The organism is Alteromonas sp. 4NH20-0104 (genome assembly GCF_057547795.1).
In genome coordinates, this window is the sequence record NZ_BAAJLP010000029.1 from 15693 (window position 1) to 32777 (window position 17085).

A 17085-nucleotide genomic window follows, 5' to 3' on the forward strand; every position below is an offset into this window, starting at 1 on the left:
AAGCGAGCCATTATGTTGATGGCTCGCTGAATAATGACTGCCTTAGCTGTAGAAACACAGGTAAGCAGTGGTGGTGCTAACTTTCACGTCGAACGACTGGTTAGCCGCTACGTTAAATTCGCTACCGGTTTTAAACGATAAAAATTCTTCGGCGCCAGGCAGTTTAACAACCAGCTCACCTTCAACGACCTTCATCAACTCATCTTTACTGGTAGAGAATACATACTCACCTGGCAGCATCACCCCTGAAGTACACGGGCCGTTGGCTGATTCAAAAGCGATTGATTTAACTTTATCGTCGAAATAGCTGTTTACACTTAAAGACATATTGATTCCTGTTAGCTAAAAAACGGCGATCACTATACAGTATTTCACCATTGCATTGTGGGATTTCCGGTCAGATCAGTCCGGTAGCATTCAGGGAGATTACGACATTGAGTACTGCGCAAAAAAGAAAATACCTGAAATATACCCTGGCCACCGGCTGGCTTTGCCTGTTTATCATATTGCTGTTAAGCGGCAGCGTGCTTACCGGTTTTATCAATGGTAACTGCGCCAGTGGTACTGTGGTGGATAAACAGGTGTATATCGAGCAAACCCGTGGAACAGGCTCCCCCCGCCAGTCTCAACTGCATGAGATTACGGTTGAGTATCAGGTAGGGGGAGACACTTATCGGGTATACGCCAACGCGCATATTTATTCTGGCATAGGCTTAATAGAAGAAGGCGATAACCTGACCGTTGTCTATTCAGCGGGCAATCCAGCACAAGCCGAGGTGCTGAGTTATGCGCTGTATAGCCCCATGGTGAGCATACTGGGTTATGTCACCTTTGTTTGCTTTCTGGTTGGCTTACCGCGCTGGTTACTGTGGCGAAGTAAGCCGCTAACAGACGAGGATTAAAATAACCCTGTTGGCTTGGCGACTTTCCTGGCTTTAAACACCAGCCGTTCACTTTAGTGTTATAAGTCACCACTTGAGTTGACCAACACGGACGCTAGTGGTTGATAAGCTCGAAACTTTACCGCGTAATAAATGGTTACAGCTACCACTATAAAAATGAGTGAAGCAGAATAATGGCAAGTTTGCTTTCAGTCATACTTCACAAAATAACACTGGGCTTAATGTTTATTTGATTTTTGCATTCAAAATCAACTGCTTGATTTTTATTTATGAAGAGTTGAGGAACCGCTGGACGGCAAAGTTGTTTGTTAGGTTAAGGCTGAGAATATAACTATTTATCAAATAAATGCTTAGTATTCGCTCATTTTTTGGAAATTCTGTAGTATTTGTTGTATGTTTTCATTCCTAATTACAGCGTCTCGTACCCTTAATCTATTATAAAGCGTGGTGAATACTTATGTCTCAACAAGATAGCAATGTTCAAAACAATTCATTTGATGATAACGCAATCCATGATCGTTCAATGGTTGACGAATTAGCCGAGGCAAAGAAAGAAATCAGCGACCTCAAAATGCAAATTATGTGGATGGAACGTCACTACGAATAAAGCGTCATTGCGGGTTATTCACGGCAAAGAGCCAGACCCTAAATGACTGCAGCGTCAGCGCTTTCTACCTGAGAGTGCTGTTATACGCTGGCACAAGAGCAGGGAATCAGGTGGCATTGGAACGAGTGCCCAGAAATGCCCACAGCATAAGTGCCAGCTGTTTTAATGTTTTCGAAATCCTCGCCAGCTATGCCGCTTAGCATGGGCTTTCCCCTTCACGCCCAGTGCTGGCACTTTCCCCACGACACAAAGTGCATTTCGGTAATACACCGATGTCTTGATTAACGACATTTCGCTACAAAAATACCCCCCAATCACGCCAATTAGGCTCCCCGATGTGTGGCGCAATACTTGCCTCTTACTGATGGGGCTCACACCTTCACAGCCTTAAAATTTACACCACTGAACGTTGTCTATCTCGGCAGTGATGTACGCCACATAATCGTATAATAAGGACAATCTATGAGAATATTTCTGGGCACTGCGTTGGCAGCACTAATGTTGGTGATTAATCCTGCGTTGGCAGAAACGATTAACACCCACACAGGAACCGTTGAGGGGATAACCCACAATGATATTTCCGCTTTTCTCGGTATTCCCTATGCTGCGCCTCCGGTTGGCGAAAATCGTTGGCGCGCGCCACAACCCCCTGCCTCATGGAAAGGCACGCTCAATGCCACTCAGTTCGGTAGCGATTGTGCTCAGGCTCCCTTTCCGGCGGGCTCTATTCCCGGACTACAGACCGAGCCTGATGAAGATTGCCTGTTTGTCAATGTATGGAAGCCGGCTGGCGCTAAGCAAGGCGATGCACTACCTGTACTAGTGTGGATACATGGTGGTGGCTTTGTGTATGGTGGTAGCTCTCAATCGGTCTATTCAGGAGAAAACTTTGCTCGTGATGGGCTTGTATTTGTTAGCCTTAACTACCGCTTGGGTCGATTTGGCTTTTTCGCCCACCCGGCTTTGGCTGATGAGGGCGTCGGCACTAATTTCGCGGTTCTCGACCAGATAGCTGCGCTCAGGTGGGGCCGCGATAACATTGCCAGCTTTGGTGGCGATCCGGCACAGGTCACCGTGTTTGGCGAGAGTACGGGCGGCATGTCTGTGCACATGTTGCTCCAGACACCTCTGGCACTTGGCTTATTTCAAGGGGCTATCATCGAGTCGGGCGCCGGGCGCAACGAATCAATCCCTTACAAGGATATTCCCAGTGCGGCGGCATCAGGCTTACAATTTTCACCGGCCAAACAGCCGAAGCACTCCGGGCTATACCAGCCAGAGACGTAGTAGGTAATCTCTCCATGGCGACAATGGCTCAACCAGGCTACTCAGGCCCAATCATTGATGGCCGCACCATTCTGGGGGGAGCTCTGGATGCTGCAAAAGTGGGTCTTTATGCCAGGGTGCCTCTTATCATCGGTGCTAATTCTGCTGACGGTTTTCCGATAGGCACCGATAAAGACAACATTTTTAGCACCTTTGGTAAACACGAAAGTATGGCCCGAGAGTTATACGACCCTGATGGTGATGCCGGCGGTTTGGAAGTTGCCACAAAAGTCAGTGCCGATATGATATTTATTGAGCCGGCTCGCGCCATCACCCGAACCCTTGCCGCAAAAGACTACAACGTGTGGCTGTATCGTTTTGCTCACGTCGGAGTTCAATCCGGGATAGCCATGGGCGGTGCACCGCATGCCAGTGAAATCCCTTATGTATTTGATTTGCCAGAACGCCGCTTACAAAAACTCGAATCGGAGCAAGATAGAGCGGTTGCGTCACTGATGCATCAATACTGGGTAAACTTTGCTAAAACAGGTAATCCAAATGGCGATGGCTTGCCGGATTGGCCGCGCGGTTCTGCCAACACTACCACGGTGCAGCTTATTGACACCGATGAAACAAAACATGTAGAGGATCCGCGCACAGCCACTCTCGATTTTCGCGAAAGTCTGTTCAACCACTAGGCAAAAGACAAATCGGGGAACACTGGTGCTGCCCGTTAACTTGCCCGGTAAAACCGCGTTTTAATGTTGTCAAATAGCAGAGCCTGCGGCCTGGCTGGCCGCAGGTGTACAGATCTTATTCGGTGGTAGTGTTCGCGTCGAAGACTTTCTCACCGGCGACCCAGGTTTGAATGACCTTGGTTTTCCAGATGTCCTGAGCCGGCACTTTAAAAATATCCTGATCGACCAGAATAAAATCGGCCCATTTACCCGGCGTTAATGTGCCCAGAGAGTCTTCCATATGGGCAGCATAGGCCGCATCGAGTGTGAAGCCTTTAAAGGCTTGTTCAACGGTTAACGCCTGTTCCGGGTACCAGCCAGCCACCGGTTGATTGTTTCTGTCCTGACGGGTCACCGCTGCGTGCAGGCCATAAAACGGGTTGGCCAGCTCTACCGGAAAATCGGAACCCAGCGGTAGCGGAATGCCACTGTCGATAAGGGTTTTCCAGGCATAAGCGCCTTCCATACGGTCTTTACCTAAACGGTCTTCGGCCATGTTTTTATCGCTGGTGGCGTGGGTAGGCTGCATGGAAGGTAATACCTGTAACTCGGCAAAACGCGATAAATCCTCTACCGCAATGACCTGGGCATGCTCTACGCGGTTGCGCAGTTCCTGGCCCCCAGTGGAGCTGAAGGTGCGTTCAAATTCATCCAGTACCATTTGATTAGCGCGGTCGCCAATGGCGTGAAAGTTCAACTGAAAGCCTGCGCCCAACACTTGTTGGAAGATCTTTGGAAAGTCTTCCGGTTGTGTCAGCAGTAAGCCGTGCTGGTGGGGGGCGTCGCTGTAGGGTTTTATTAACGCCGCGCCGCGGCTACCCAGTGCGCCGTCACCGTATGCCTTAACACTGCGGATAAACAGGAAGTCGTCGCTGCTGCGAATAATGCCCGTGTCTAACATGTCTGGCAGCGTGGGATCGATGGCGCTTAGCATCGCGTAGATACGCACCGGCAGGCGTTGCTCAGCGGCGCGAGCCAGGTAAAAGTCGTATACATGATGGTCAATACCTGCATCATGCATGGCAGTAATACCTACTGATAGTAAGTGCTCACCTGCTGCATCAAGCTGAGCCTGGTATAATTTGCTGCTTTGTTTAGGCATAACTTTGGCAACCAGATCCATGGCGTTATCAATCAGCACCCCCGTGGCCTGGCCGTTTTCATCGCGTAGGATCTGACCGCCGGTGGGATCGGGCGTGTCGTTGGTGATACCTGCCAGTTCCAGCGCTTTGGTGTTTACCCAGGCGGCATGACCGTCGACCCGGGATAACCATACCGGCTTATTGCTGATAACGTCATCGAGGACTGCGGCATTAGGAAATGAACGGTCACTCCAGAGTTCCTGATTCCAGCCGCGTCCCATAATCCATTCCTGGTCTGCGTGACCCATGGCATATTGGGCTACCCACTGCGCCGCCTCCTGCATGGTGCTACTTTCGCGCAGGTCGACTTCCAGTAAGTTACCGCCCAGGCCCAGTAAGTGCCCGTGAGCATCAATCAGGCCCGGTAACAGCACTTTGTCGTGACCATCAAGCTTAGTGGTGCCGGCCGGTACATTGTTTGGGTCGAGGCTGACTACTTTGCCATCGTCATCGACCAGCATGCGCTTAAACTGGATAAGCTTGCCTTGGTCGTTAAGGGTATAGCCTTTCACATTGGTGACCAGCGTGGCCGCACTAAGCGAAACGCTGAAGCCGATAGAAAGCAGTAAGGTTGCAGAGAGTGTGAGCAATGATTTTTTATGCATAGTGTTATTCAATTTGCTGTTATTCAATGATGGGTGGCTGAAGTAAATAGTCGGTATCCCAGACTTTGGTCATGGTGGCTTTACTGATATTTCCACCGGATAAAATCACCACGGCAGTCTGCCCTTTGGGTGAATTCACTGCCCATGCGGCAACGGCGGCCATGCTCATGGCGCTGGTAGGCTCCACGTGTAATTTTAGCAGATGCTGTAACCACTGAGTCCAATACGCAATTTGCTGTTCATTTACTTCGTAAAAGTCGTCGAGTTCCTGCAGTAATGGAAAGGTGATATCGCCTACCGAAGGCGTTGCAGCGCCATCGGCCAGGGTGGAAACCGGTCCGTCGAGCGATTCAATTACGCCAGACTGTAATGAGCGGGCGGCATCATTAGCCAGTAAAGGCTCAGCGCCAATCACCTTAGCATGAGGGGCGAGCCGGCGCGTAGCCAGTAAACTGCCGCTTAGCAGTCCACCTCCGCCGCAGGGCGCAAACACGGCATCCACATGATCGGCATCCTGTATGGCTTCTAAGGTAGCAGTGCCCTGGCCGGCGACAATTAACGGATGATTAAACGGCGGGATCCATACCACACCTTCTTGTTGCGCAGCTTGTTTTACTGCTTCGTCGGCTTCAGGCCGGGTAGCGTATAAACGAAGCTCCGCGCCGCAGTCTTCGGTGGCTGCAGCTTTCACTTCAGAGATGTTTTCGGTGGAGAAAATCGTTACCGGTATGCCGGCCTGTGAGGCCGCGTAGGCGACTGCCTGCGCATGATTACCGGAACTGTTGGCGACAATATGGCGGGGAACATTGCCCTGCTCCTGCAAGCTGGCGATAAAGTTAGTAGCACCACGCAATTTGAATGCGCCGGTAGTCTGCAGGCATTCGGTTTTAAATAAAATGCGCTGTCCCAACCATTGATTCAGGCGGGTAGACTCCAGCAAAGGTGTGCGACTCACTTTGCCAATCAGGCGCAGGGAGGCCTGGTGGATGTCGTCAAAGGTCACCGTATTGTTTGTATCTGTCAAAATTGTTTCCTTCTTATCATCGTATCCTGCGCTGTTAGCGGCGGCTCGAGATTAGTCACACCAGGGTGTCATATTAGTTTAACTTCATCCTAATAAACTTAAGGCTCTGCTGTATTTTCTGAAATTAAATTTATGCCCAAACAGGTTCAACATCGTACCTATTTAACACCCGCCATCCTGTTTGTCTTACTCGCTCTTTTTTTTGTGTCGGTTGGTACCTACTTTCAAAGTAATGAACAGGCCATCGAACGTGCTAAAGCACGGAGCTTTGCATCTCAGGTGGTGACCAATTTTCGCTCACTGGCCACTGAGCGCCATCAGGCCTTGTACTCTCTGATGCAAAACTGGCCGGCTATGCAACCTAACTCTATTGACTGGTTCAACGTTCAGGCCATCAATTTACTTGGGATTCAGCGGGGTTACAGTAGCCTAACCTATATGGATGGCACCGGGAAAGTCAAATGGTTAGTCAAACCCACCTACCAGCACGCTGACTTATGGGATGAATCACTGATTGGTCATAGCTTTCCCCGGTCTGATTTGCTGACTAAGTTAAACGGCGACACCTTTCACAGCGAGCTGGCAAGAAATGTGCATGGGGAGCCATTTATACTCTACGGACGTTTGATCAGTTCTCATGAGCCTCACCTCGGCTATGTTCTGGCCACGTTTGATATCCAAAGCTGGCTGACTATTGCCAGTGGTCAGTTGGTCGAACAGCATTATCTGTCGCAACTGGTGGATGCTGAAAAGTCGCAGGTAATTGCTGGGATCACCGGGTTTACAGCAACGCAGAATGACACTATGGCGAGTGAATATTTTTCGTTGTTTGATAGTGACTGGACACTGCACCTCAAATCCAATGAACGTCCGCCAAGTGGTGGAATTTGGGTAACCATTGTGGGCATGATCATGTCATTACTGGCGACAGTCGTTCTGTTTAAATTACTAAAAAGCACCATGCATCTGGACATCAGCCAGCTAAGGTTTAAAACCGCCAGTGAGGCTGCGTTGGATGCTCTGTTGATATACCAGAAGCGAGGGCAGGAATATTATCTGGTGGAAACCAATAAAATCGCGTTGCGTCTGTTTAGTGAGTCTGCCAACGACCTGTGTGAAAAAACGCTGTCAGAGCAGCTGGCGGTTTTTAAACAGTCTCATATTCTCGCTCAAGTAGATAAAGTTGTGGAAACCGATGAGCCCTATGAAGAGTACATTGAGGTAAATAGTTCATTTATTATGCCCACATGGGTCAAAATACAAATTGTACGGGCGGGTAAAGATATCGCTGTTACGGTACGGGATGTAACAGAACGTTTTAAGGCACAACGTGAATTACAACAAAGTGAAGAAAAATACCGCCGTCTGATCGATGGCCTCTACCGTCACTTTGTATACACCAAAACTCCCAATCAAACCTTCGTTTACGTGAGTAACGGGGTAAAGTCGATTCTGGATATCGAGCCTGACGAGTTTTGTATGCAACAGGTGTATTTAACCGATGCCTCAAACCAGACTCTGAAACGCTGTATAGAGCCTTTGTTGAAAGATGGGGTAAACCCGCCTTTATACAATCTGCAGTTTAAAACGGTTAACGGCGATATACGTGTTATCGAGTTCGCCGATAACGGCGTGTTTGATAGTCAAGGAAGATTAATCGCTATTGAGGGTATTGCCCGGGACATTACCGCCGAGTATGCATTGCAGGAGCAAGTGGCTTATCAGGCGAATCACGATCAACTGACGGGATTAATGAATCGGTATGCATTCGACCAGTATCTGAGTGAGTTAATAGAGTCCATCGACAAACACGCCGCATCAGCCGTGATGTGCTTTATTGATATGGACCGCTTTAAGCTGGTGAATGACAGCTGTGGTCATCCGGCCGGCGATCGGCTGCTTAAAGAGATTTCCAGTTTGTTTGGTGATTTTGTGGGAGAAGCCGATTTGTTAGCGCGCATTGGTGGCGACGAATTTTGCATGATTTTTCGCGACTCCAGTTTGAACGACGTGCTTAGTAAACTCGACGGACTGCTGCAGCAGATATCTGCTTGCCGTTTTATTTCTGACGATAAAACTTTTTTTATAGGAGCCAGTATCGGCGTTATTGAAATTGATGAGCCAGGGTATACTGCGGCAGCTTTAATCAAAGCTGCCGACAATGCCTGCTACAAAGCTAAATCGCTAGGCCGCAACCGATACTGTGTATTTACTTTATCGGAAGCGCAGCAAGTGATGGACCAAAATGAAAGCAAAGTACTTCAACAGTTACAGCAAGCCCTAGAACACGATGGTTTTGAATTATATTTCCAGCCAATAGTTAGTCTTGAGACGCAGCACGAAATGATCCATGGCGAAGTATTGCTGCGCTTAATTGATGACGACGGTGAATTTATCAGTCCCGGCCTGTTTATCCCGCTGGCAGAGCAGCATGGGATTATGAATAAAATAGACTGGTGGGTGGTAGAGAATACACTGAGATTTTTACAGCAGAATCCGTTTATCTGTCAACGTGTTGATAAGATTGCTATTAATTTATCCGGGGTGACGCTCAGTGATGAAAAGTCCCTGAAACGTATTTGCCATAAAATCCAATACCTCAATATACCCACAGAAAAGCTGTGTTTTGAGATAACTGAAACGTCTGCTGTCACCAATTTAACAGCTGCTAAGTGGTTTATCAGCGAGCTTAGAAGCCTGGGGTGTCGTTTTGCCTTAGACGATTTTGGTGCTGGAATGTCTTCGTTTACGTATCTTAAAAATCTTGATGTGGATTATGTGAAGATTGATGGTTCATTTGTGCGCAATATGGCAAGCAACAAAATTGATTATGAAACGGTAAAGTCGATAAATAACATTGCTCACAGTATGAATAAACAGACCATTGCAGAGTTTGTGGTGGACGAGGCAACCCGTGATGCATTGGTAAGGTTGGGCGTAAATTACGGACAGGGTTTTGCGCTGGGCTATCCTGAGCCGCTACAAAACTTGTATTCTGACACTAAGTTAGCGATAGTTTAGCTTGTCATTAAACATTATCGGAGGATTTATGGGCTTACTCGATGCACTCATGGGCAATGCCAGTGAAGTAGATGTAGCTGAAGTTCAGGAAGAGCTGGCACCAATATTGGGCGACAGTGAAAGGGTGGTAAGTGCTTACAAACTGGTGAGGGACTTAATTGTTTTTACCAGCAACCGGTTTATGTTTATCGACAAGCAGGGCATGACCGGTCGCAAAGTGGATTATCACTCCATCCCTTATAAAGCGATCACACAGTTTAAGGTAGAAACTGCAGGTCATTTCGACCTCGACGCTGAACTTAAAATCTTTGTGTCAGGGCAATCCTCACCGCTTGAGTTTGAACTGAAATCTGAGACCGCTCAGGGCGTACAGAAATCCCTCGCCAACGCAATGTTTTAAAACGCCTTAGCGTTTTAAATCCCGGAGGCGCACAGCGCCATCCGGGATCGCCCTTACCAAGTCGTTTAAATTACCTGTCAGCGTTTTAGAACCCCAGAATAGCATCGCTATATCCGGGAGCCCCTCAACATGATGGTGTTTTAGATATAACCTTTCAGTCCAGGTCTGCCCCTCATTTCGGGAACGCTTCTGCCAAGACGTTTAAATTGGTAATTCAGCTAAGCAACGTGCGCTGAAAAAACTGCACGGCTTGCTGGTACATCTGTAACGCCAGTGCGCCGTCATAACGCTCCCCTTCATCGCGCATAAAGGCGTGCACGGCGTTTACTTCCTGCCACTGATAATTTAACCCGCTGGTCAGGCATTGCTGATAAATTTTCTGGCGGCCTTCCACGGGCACGTGGGGGTCTTGTTTGCCCCACACAAAATACACTTCGCCCTGAATATCCGTCATGCGGTTAAAGCTTTGATCTTCGGCGCTGGCCGGCAAAGTGTCGCTGTGAATGTCGGTCGCATACAGACAGAAGGCGCTGGCCACTGCGGGGTTAATGGCGGCCCGGTAAGCCAGGTGCCCACCCAGGCAAACGCCCATGGCTCCAACCCTACCAGTACAGTAGGACGCAGTTTTACAGTGCTCAATAATCGCTTCAAGGTCTGAATCGTAATGGGTTAACGGCTTTTGCCATTTATCATTATTGCCTTTGTCTTTACCTTCGTCGTCATAACCCAGCACTGTGCCGATGGGGTTAAGCTCGTGGAAAACTTCCGGCACGATAACCACAAAACCATGGCTTGCCATGAGGGCGGCAGAGCGGCCAATAGGCGCAGTATGCTGAAATATCTCAGAGTAAAAAACGATGGCCGGGTAGCGTTGTTCACTGGCCGGGCGGTAAATGTAGCAACGCATGGTGCCGGTGGCCGTGGCCAAATCTTCGCTGTGCTGAATGATCTGCATGGTAATTTCCGGTTAGTTTTTTTTTGGGGTTAAACAAATTGTTAAGCCACAAACCACAATAATTCTTTCAGGCTGTGCAGGTGTACGCCGGGTAAAACACTAACGTCCTCCTGACGTAAATCCATTGGCCGGTTTACGGCTATCCAGGCGGTTTGTAAACCCGCCCGGTGAGCACCGAGGACGTCTTTCTCGAGGTTATCGCCAACGTGGAGGATCTCATGCGGTGCCAGACCCAGAGCTTGTGCTGCTTCATCGAACATATGGCGATGCGGTTTACTGGGGCGCTTCAGACTGGCGTGGTAGGTAGCCGTGAAGTACTGATCAATGCCAATTTGCGCCGTATCCACATTGCCATTGGTAATGGCAATTAAAGGGACTTTTGCAGCGAGTGCGGCCAGTACCTGTTTGACTTCTTCGGTTACGGTGAAATCGCTGCGGGCGTGATAAAAATAATCAAATAATGACTGCGCGGCCTGGTGCCGCTCGCTATCGCTGAGCTTCTCCACCGCCAGCCCCTGATAAAGGGTTTCATAGCGCAATTGCCCCATATCTGAAGCTAACCCTTGATTGCCCTTTATCAGTTCGCGCTTAATGGCGGCCCACTGTGCGGCCGGTATTGCTGCTGCGGCCGGATAGCGCTCGGCAATCCGTTGGTTGAGGGCCTCAGTTGCGTCGGCAATAATGGGTTCGTTATCGTACAGGGTATCGTCTAAATCAAAGGTCATAGCTTTAACCGGCGAGACCGGGCGGTAACATTGCATCAAAAATTCCTGACTGGCTAATTAATCTTTCTTCTTACGGGCGCGAGGGTGAGCCGTATCATACACTTTGGCTAAATGTTGAAAATCCAGATGCGTATACACCTGAGTCGTCGACAAGTTTGCATGCCCTAACAGTTCCTGAACGGCTCTTAAATCACTACTTGATTCCAGCACATGGGTGGCAAAAGAGTGGCGCAGTTTGTGCGGGTTTATCCGTTGATTAAGCGTTTGACGCCTGGCCATTTCAGTGAGTCGGTTACCCACCTGACGGTTGGATATACGGCGCTTCTGGCGGCTGATAAACAATGCCTCGTCGAGACCCGCGCCCCAGTGACTACGAATGGCCAGCCAGCGCTGTAATGCCTCCCACGCTTTGCGGCCAATGGGCAGCATACGCTGCTTGTTGCCTTTACCGGTTACCCGTAACTGACGGTCGCTGGTAATGTGCTTCAGCTCGAGGCCGGTAAGTTCACTCAAACGTAAACCACAGCCGTACATCAGCTCAAACATGGCCTGGTCGCGGATGACGATTTCTTCATTGTCTGACTCATTCAGCAAAGCCGACATATCGTCAGCCGACATTTGCTTGGGCAGCGGCTTTTCCGCTTTCGGGGCTGAAATGCCCTCTACCGGGTCAACGTTGATGACTTCGTGGCGCAGCAGATACTTACAAAATGTGCGCAGTGCCGATAAGCGCAGGGCGGTGCTACGAACACCGAGATTCTGTTTGCGGGCAATGGCCACCGCTTTTTTTACCGCTGCCTGATTCAGTTGCTGCCAGCTTGTAAGCGCCAGACTGAGCGCAATTTGTTCCAGCTGACGGGCATAATTTTTGATGGTGTGATCAGACAAACCGCGTTCATAGCGCAGGTAATTAATAAATTTACTCAGCCAGTATTCGCAGTCCGGCGCCAGCATAACGGGGGGGTCGGCCGCCGATGCATTCATCAGTAGCGCAGTTTCTCGGGCAAAACTACATTGAGGACTTCGCGCAACTGATTTAACAGCAGGGTATCCATATCGGGGGTAAAGTGGTCGGCATTGCGGCTGCCAACGGCTAATACACCTAAATTGCGGTTTTCACCAAGCAGAATAAGCGCCACAGATTCAGCCACGCCGTGACCAAACATCAGCTGCTTTTCGTGCTGACTGAGGCGGCCAAAAAAATACGGCCCCTGCTTAAAACGTTTTTCCATGAACAAGCGCTGTTGTAATTCCGGCAGCGCATTGGCGCCTTTAAATAACTTAAGCTCGACGCTGGCGAGCCCCAGTTCTTCCTGCAGGGTTTCCTGCAGTTTAAGCAACATTTCAGCGACATCTTTGCAGGTTAACAAACGCAGGTTTAAATCGGCGTAGGCGCGGTAAATTTTCTCGTTTTGCTTGGCGATGCCAATCAGCTGGCTGAGTTTATAGTTGAGCAGGCGCACTTTTTTGCGCAGCTGTTCACTTTGTAATTCAACCAGAGAAACACTGCCTTTTTGCAGGTGAGGGATTTGCAGCGTTTCTAAAATGCTGGGGTGCTGGATAAAAAAATCAGGGTTCTCGACCAGATACTGACTCACTTGTTCGGCGGTTAACTCGCCTACCTCCGGAAAGTCGGTATCAAACTGCAGTGTTGTATTGGCCTGACCTGATAGTTCATTCATATATTTATTGTTCCGTCGTATACATGCTCAGCCGGTCCGGTCATTTTTAATGGGCTTCCTGGCCCTTGCCAGCGGATACGTAAGCGTCCGCCAGGCAAATCCACCCGAACGTCTTTCCCTAATTTACCTTGTATTTGTCCTATTGCAACTGCTGCGCACGCACCGCTGCCACATGCCAGGGTTTCGCCGGCACCACGTTCAAATACTCTGAGGCGAATGTGTTCCGCCGACAGTACTTGCATAAACCCTACATTAACCCCTTCAGGGAAGCGTTCGTGGCGTTCCAGTTGTGGTCCAATGGTTTCTACATCAGCGCTTTCGGTGTCGTCGACTTCCAGCACACAATGGGGGTTGCCCATGGAAACCGCGCCGCAAAAATGGGTGCTCTCGTCAGCACGAATAATATAGGTTTTTTCTTCTTTATTGGCTTTTAGCGGGATATCTGCCGGGGTGAAATTCGGCACGCCCATGTTGACCGTGACCTGGCCATCTTTTTCCAGGTACAGGATCATTTTACCGGCTTTGGTGCTGACCAGAATCTTGTTGCGGTTGATTAAGCCTTTGAGCTTTACAAAGCGGGCAAAGCAGCGAGCACCATTACCGCACTGCGAGACTTCTGAGCCGTCAGCGTTAAAAATACGGTAGTGGAAATCCTGATCCGGATCGTAGGGCGGCTCAACCATCAGAAGCTGGTCGAAACCGATACCAAAATTGCGGTCGGCAAGCTGCTGGATCTTTTCCGGCGAGAAAAAAACATTTTGGGTCACGTTGTCAATAACCATAAAGTCATTGCCAAGACCGTGCATTTTAGAAAAGTTAACCAGCATCCAGGGCCTGTTTATTTATTTGTTGCAGACTATGTTATCAGGCACCCGGTGTTGTTATGGCAAACAGGGTGATGGTGTATTCATCACCGTAACCCAAGTAACAACAACGGGTTTTAGCGCAACAGGACTTATAAGATTAGCTCTAGTTTACGTAACTTTATGCTCACCTTTCCAGAGATCTTTTAGATTTTCTCTTTCTCTGACTACATGAACGTCGTTTTTATCAACCAGTAACTCTGCCGGACGGCAACGTGTATTGTAGTTAGAAGCCATCACAAACCCGTAAGCACCGGCACTACGCACGGCCAGCAAGTCGCCCGGGGCGATAGCGAGTTCGCGGTCTTTACCGATAAAATCACCGGTTTCGCAGATGGGACCCACTACGTCATACACATGAGGTTTGTGCGCCGGGTTTTCATCAACCGGTATAATCGACATCCAGGCCGAATACAAAGAAGGGCGAATGAGGTCGTTCATGGCGGCATCCACAATGGCGAAGCTCTTTTCCTCACCCTCTTTCACAAATTCTACTTTGGTGAGCATGATACCGGCGTTAGCCGCAATAGCGCGCCCCGGCTCCATGATCAGCGTTAAGTGTTCGCGGCCGGCCATTTTCGCGGCAATGGCCCTGGCGTACTCTTTCGGGTGCGGCGGTGTTTCATCTTTATAGGTCACACCCAGGCCACCGCCTACATCGAGATGACGGATTTCAATGCCTTTGGCCGACAGCTCATCAACCAGTTCCAGCAGGCGGTCAAGCGCATCCACAAAGGGACCGGTCTCGGTTAGCTGGGAGCCAATGTGACAATCCATGCCCACTACATTAAGGTGTTCCAGGCTGGCGGCAAGGGTATATACTTCTACCGCTCGCTCGCGGGCGATACCAAATTTATTGGCTTTTAAGCCGGTAGAAATATACGGGTGTGTTTTGGCATCCACGTCGGGATTGATGCGTAGCGAAATAGGCGCTTTTTTACCTAACTTTCCTGCTACAGCGTTAATGCGTTCAAGCTCCGGCTCAGACTCCACATTAAAACAGTGAATGCCTTGTTGCAGGGCAAATTCAATTTCTTCCGGGGTTTTGCCTACGCCTGAGAAAACCACTTTGCTCATATCACCGCCGGCCTCAATAACACGGGCCAGCTCACCGCCGGAAACGATATCAAAACCTGAACCCAGTTTGGCCAGTACGCTCAGCACGCCAATGTTTGAATTGGCTTTTACGGCGTAGCAAATTAAATGCGGATGATCGCCCAGAGCATCGTTAAAGGCATGCCAATGGCGCTCCAGGGTGGCACGAGAATAAACATACAATGGGGTGCCGTATTGAGCGGCCAGCGCTTTTACGTCAATGTCTTCAGCGTGCAGCGATTGGTTTTTGTAACTGAAGTGGTCCACTAGCGAGAATCTCCGGAAGCATCAGGAGTCGAGTCGTCGGCAGGTTCACTATCGCTGGCAGGAGGCTGCTCCGGTAAATATAAGGCGCCGCGGTACCCACAGGCCGAAATACTCAGTAACAACACCAGTAATAATGCAACACGTTTTGCCACGCGCTCACTCCCCAAATAAAAAGTGCCGATATCATCGCAGAGGGAGATTAAAATGCAAGTGACATCAAACGTTCACGGGTCTTTGGACCAAAATTTACCTGTTTCCACAACGCTTCGCACAGTGGTTTGGTGTTGTGCCAGTCGCCGGCCACAATCCAGTCGAGCATGGGGGTGGGATCGTCAGGGAACTCTAACCCTTCACTGGCCGGTTCCATCAGCCATTCTTCCACAGTATCGGTATCGAGTTGATAAAGTGGCTGACACAGGCCCAGCGACATCAGCGTTTTGAGATTGGAGAGTTGTTCAAACTGGCCGTTCAGTGGCTTTACCAGCAGTTTCTTTTTCAGTTGCAGGGATTCACTGGCCAGTTCAAAGCCGCCATTGCTAATGACCCCTGAACAGTGCTGCAGCGCGTGGCGAAAGCCAGGCTTGGAAGGCGGGAGCCACTCAATATGTCCCTGTTTGTGTTGTTGCCTCACCTTAGGGTGAAAACACACAAAGTGCTGTTCGGTGAGCGGCTCCAGAAGTAACTGGATATCGTCGAGCTCTTCAAAGGGCAGATAAACCAGCGTGTGACTGTTAGCCGGATGCGATGCCGGTTTGTCGGTGATAAAGGGCGGGACAATGGGTTTTTCAAAGTGAAACCAGTGAACACCAAGCTGAATGTCGGTGGGGGCAAATCCGCGCATGATCAACTTATCGGAGAAGTGCTCGCTGGCGCGGGGAATATCGTGACTGAAAGCGGCCTGGTGACTAACCGAAATAGAGGTGAGGCACTGTCGCCGTGCGGCCCAGGCAGTGACGGGTTCAAAGTCATTGAGCAGCAAGTCGTAAGCGGAAACGTCGAGTCGACAAACATCCCGATAGAGCTGAAAGGGTCTGGCGCTTTTCACCGTTTCCCACTGGCTGACTTTGCCTTTGCGGGTAACAAAAGTCAGTCCGTTGTAGGTACGGTAATTGCCAAAGCATTCCATGTCGAAATACTCATCCGGCGCTCTGCCGGAAAAAATAAAATCCACTTCAATGTCATCACGCTCAGCCATGGCAGCAGCCATAATGCGGGCACGGGCAATGTGGCCGTTGCCGGTCCCTTGTACGCCATAGAGTATTTTCATGTTAAACCAGAATAGTCAGACTCAGTTGGGCAATGGTGAGGCCCAGTAAGGCACCTGCAATGACATCCGTAGGGTAGTGGACGCCCAGCAGAATGCGGGATAAACCAATCAGACTGGCCCAGGTGTAGGCCAGCAATGCAAAGGGCGGGTAGTAAAATGCAATAATTGTTGCCATTAAACAGGCCGCAGCGGTGTGGCCGGATGGCAAGCTGAATTTATCTGATGGCGTCACGTGAGCGGTCAGGTTAACCAGAAAATCGCACGGACGGGGGCGTTTAAACGCCTTTTTCAATACCACATAAATCGGCAGTTCCAGACCATAGGCCATTAATGCGGTGTACAAAAAAATCTCGCCATGCTCAGGTTCAAAACACATCAGCAGCAGGCCGATAACAAAATACAGATAGCCGTCACCGGTCCGAGACAGCCAGACAATGGCCCGGCAATCGCGGTGCTTGGTCAGATCGTACAACCAGTGAAAGATTGCAGTATCGTATTTGGTTATATTTTTCAGGCCCATCTCACGC

Annotated in this window: 18 protein-coding genes; 6 read left to right on the forward strand and 12 right to left on the reverse strand. The window is 49.6% G+C overall.

Going from position 1 to position 17085, the window contains the following annotated elements:
• Positions 1-42: 42 nt before the first annotated feature.
• On the reverse strand, positions 43-327 hold the full coding sequence (gene ppnP / locus AC27IB_RS18165; RefSeq protein ID WP_296049387.1) for a pyrimidine/purine nucleoside phosphorylase: 285 nt from the start codon (positions 325-327) through the stop codon (positions 43-45).
• Between the two features lie 107 nt (positions 328-434).
• Between ppnP and AC27IB_RS18170 the strand changes: the two genes are divergently transcribed.
• From AC27IB_RS18170 to AC27IB_RS18185, 4 genes are all read left to right on the forward strand, one after another.
• On the forward strand, positions 435-902 hold the full coding sequence (locus AC27IB_RS18170) for a DUF3592 domain-containing protein (protein ID WP_296049390.1): 468 nt from the start codon (positions 435-437) through the stop codon (positions 900-902).
• A 457-nt stretch (positions 903-1359) separates the two neighbouring features.
• Positions 1360-1509: a hypothetical protein gene (locus AC27IB_RS18175; protein ID WP_296049391.1), complete on the forward strand. Its 150-nt coding sequence runs from the start codon at positions 1360-1362 to the stop codon at positions 1507-1509.
• A gap of 462 nt (positions 1510-1971) precedes the next feature.
• Complete coding sequence (locus tag AC27IB_RS18180; protein ID WP_487122708.1) at positions 1972-2796, forward strand: carboxylesterase family protein; 825 nt, start codon at positions 1972-1974, stop codon at positions 2794-2796.
• Positions 2797-2810: 14 nt separating this feature from the next.
• Positions 2811-3473 carry a carboxylesterase family protein gene (locus AC27IB_RS18185; protein WP_487122710.1) on the forward strand — a complete coding sequence of 221 codons (663 nt, stop codon included), beginning with the start codon at positions 2811-2813 and terminating at the stop codon, positions 3471-3473.
• 115 nt (positions 3474-3588) lie between these two features.
• Here the strand turns inward: AC27IB_RS18185 and AC27IB_RS18190 are convergent, their stop codons facing one another.
• Positions 3589-5259 (reverse strand): amidohydrolase, encoded by a 1671-nt coding sequence (locus tag AC27IB_RS18190; RefSeq protein ID WP_487122712.1) that lies wholly within the window; start codon positions 5257-5259, stop codon positions 3589-3591.
• Between the two features lie 19 nt (positions 5260-5278).
• Entirely contained in the window at positions 5279-6283 is a 1005-nt protein-coding gene (locus tag AC27IB_RS18195) for a serine/threonine dehydratase (protein WP_487122714.1), read from the reverse strand.
• Positions 6284-6415: 132 nt separating this feature from the next.
• On the opposite strand from AC27IB_RS18195, the gene AC27IB_RS18200 reads away from it, so the two are divergent.
• Positions 6416-9304 (forward strand): sensor domain-containing protein, encoded by a 2889-nt coding sequence (locus tag AC27IB_RS18200; RefSeq protein WP_487122716.1) that lies wholly within the window; start codon positions 6416-6418, stop codon positions 9302-9304.
• Between the two features lie 28 nt (positions 9305-9332).
• Positions 9333-9704: a PH domain-containing protein gene (locus tag AC27IB_RS18205; RefSeq protein WP_487122718.1), complete on the forward strand. Its 372-nt coding sequence runs from the start codon at positions 9333-9335 to the stop codon at positions 9702-9704.
• A 214-nt stretch (positions 9705-9918) separates the two neighbouring features.
• On the opposite strand, the gene AC27IB_RS18210 is transcribed toward AC27IB_RS18205, so the two are convergent.
• From AC27IB_RS18210 to AC27IB_RS18250, 9 genes are all read right to left on the reverse strand, one after another.
• Positions 9919-10659: a dienelactone hydrolase family protein gene (locus AC27IB_RS18210; protein ID WP_487122720.1), complete on the reverse strand. Its 741-nt coding sequence runs from the start codon at positions 10657-10659 to the stop codon at positions 9919-9921.
• 41 nt (positions 10660-10700) lie between these two features.
• A complete protein-coding gene (locus AC27IB_RS18215) occupies positions 10701-11420 on the reverse strand; it encodes an HAD-IA family hydrolase (RefSeq protein WP_487122722.1) in 720 nt (239 codons plus the stop codon).
• A 21-nt stretch (positions 11421-11441) separates the two neighbouring features.
• The gene (xerC, locus tag AC27IB_RS18220) at positions 11442-12368 is read right to left on the reverse strand and encodes a tyrosine recombinase XerC (protein ID WP_487122724.1); all 927 of its coding nucleotides are present in this window, start codon (positions 12366-12368) and stop codon (positions 11442-11444) included.
• Positions 12368-13066: a DUF484 family protein gene (locus AC27IB_RS18225; protein WP_296052780.1), complete on the reverse strand. Its 699-nt coding sequence runs from the start codon at positions 13064-13066 to the stop codon at positions 12368-12370. The genes xerC and AC27IB_RS18225 overlap by 1 nt, the downstream gene beginning before the upstream one ends.
• A complete protein-coding gene (gene dapF, locus AC27IB_RS18230) occupies positions 13063-13893 on the reverse strand; it encodes a diaminopimelate epimerase (RefSeq protein WP_296052779.1) in 831 nt (276 codons plus the stop codon). Before dapF ends, AC27IB_RS18225 begins: the two co-directional genes overlap by 4 nt.
• Positions 13894-14040: 147 nt before the next feature.
• A complete protein-coding gene (lysA, locus tag AC27IB_RS18235; protein WP_296052778.1) occupies positions 14041-15291 on the reverse strand; it encodes a diaminopimelate decarboxylase in 1251 nt (416 codons plus the stop codon).
• On the reverse strand, positions 15291-15443 hold the full coding sequence (gene lptM / locus AC27IB_RS18240) for an LPS translocon maturation chaperone LptM (RefSeq protein ID WP_146129547.1): 153 nt from the start codon (positions 15441-15443) through the stop codon (positions 15291-15293). Before lptM ends, lysA begins: the two co-directional genes overlap by 1 nt.
• A gap of 47 nt (positions 15444-15490) precedes the next feature.
• Entirely contained in the window at positions 15491-16558 is a 1068-nt protein-coding gene (locus AC27IB_RS18245) for an MJ1255/VC2487 family glycosyltransferase (protein WP_487122727.1), read from the reverse strand.
• Between the two features lies 1 nt (position 16559).
• A complete protein-coding gene (locus tag AC27IB_RS18250; RefSeq protein ID WP_296052776.1) occupies positions 16560-17078 on the reverse strand; it encodes a phosphatase PAP2 family protein in 519 nt (172 codons plus the stop codon).
• Between the last annotated feature and the right edge of the window lie 7 nt (positions 17079-17085).

Coding starts and splice junctions, on each gene's coding strand:
- AC27IB_RS18190 (WP_487122712.1), bottom strand. CDS start 5,259: ATGCATAAAAAATCATTGCTCACACTCTCTGCAACCTTACTGCTTTCT.
- AC27IB_RS18205 (WP_487122718.1), top strand. CDS start 9,333: ATGGGCTTACTCGATGCACTCATGGGCAATGCCAGTGAAGTAGATGTA.
- xerC (WP_487122724.1), bottom strand. CDS start 12,368: ATGAATGCATCGGCGGCCGACCCCCCCGTTATGCTGGCGCCGGACTGC.
- AC27IB_RS18185 (WP_487122710.1), top strand. CDS start 2,811: ATGGCGACAATGGCTCAACCAGGCTACTCAGGCCCAATCATTGATGGC.
- AC27IB_RS18250 (WP_296052776.1), bottom strand. CDS start 17,078: ATGGGCCTGAAAAATATAACCAAATACGATACTGCAATCTTTCACTGG.
- AC27IB_RS18200 (WP_487122716.1), top strand. CDS start 6,416: ATGCCCAAACAGGTTCAACATCGTACCTATTTAACACCCGCCATCCTG.
- AC27IB_RS18175 (WP_296049391.1), top strand. CDS start 1,360: ATGTCTCAACAAGATAGCAATGTTCAAAACAATTCATTTGATGATAAC.
- AC27IB_RS18210 (WP_487122720.1), bottom strand. CDS start 10,659: ATGCAGATCATTCAGCACAGCGAAGATTTGGCCACGGCCACCGGCACC.
- AC27IB_RS18180 (WP_487122708.1), top strand. CDS start 1,972: ATGAGAATATTTCTGGGCACTGCGTTGGCAGCACTAATGTTGGTGATT.
- dapF (WP_296052779.1), bottom strand. CDS start 13,893: ATGCTGGTTAACTTTTCTAAAATGCACGGTCTTGGCAATGACTTTATG.
- AC27IB_RS18245 (WP_487122727.1), bottom strand. CDS start 16,558: ATGAAAATACTCTATGGCGTACAAGGGACCGGCAACGGCCACATTGCC.
- ppnP (WP_296049387.1), bottom strand. CDS start 327: ATGTCTTTAAGTGTAAACAGCTATTTCGACGATAAAGTTAAATCAATC.
- AC27IB_RS18215 (WP_487122722.1), bottom strand. CDS start 11,420: ATGCAATGTTACCGCCCGGTCTCGCCGGTTAAAGCTATGACCTTTGAT.
- AC27IB_RS18225 (WP_296052780.1), bottom strand. CDS start 13,066: ATGAATGAACTATCAGGTCAGGCCAATACAACACTGCAGTTTGATACC.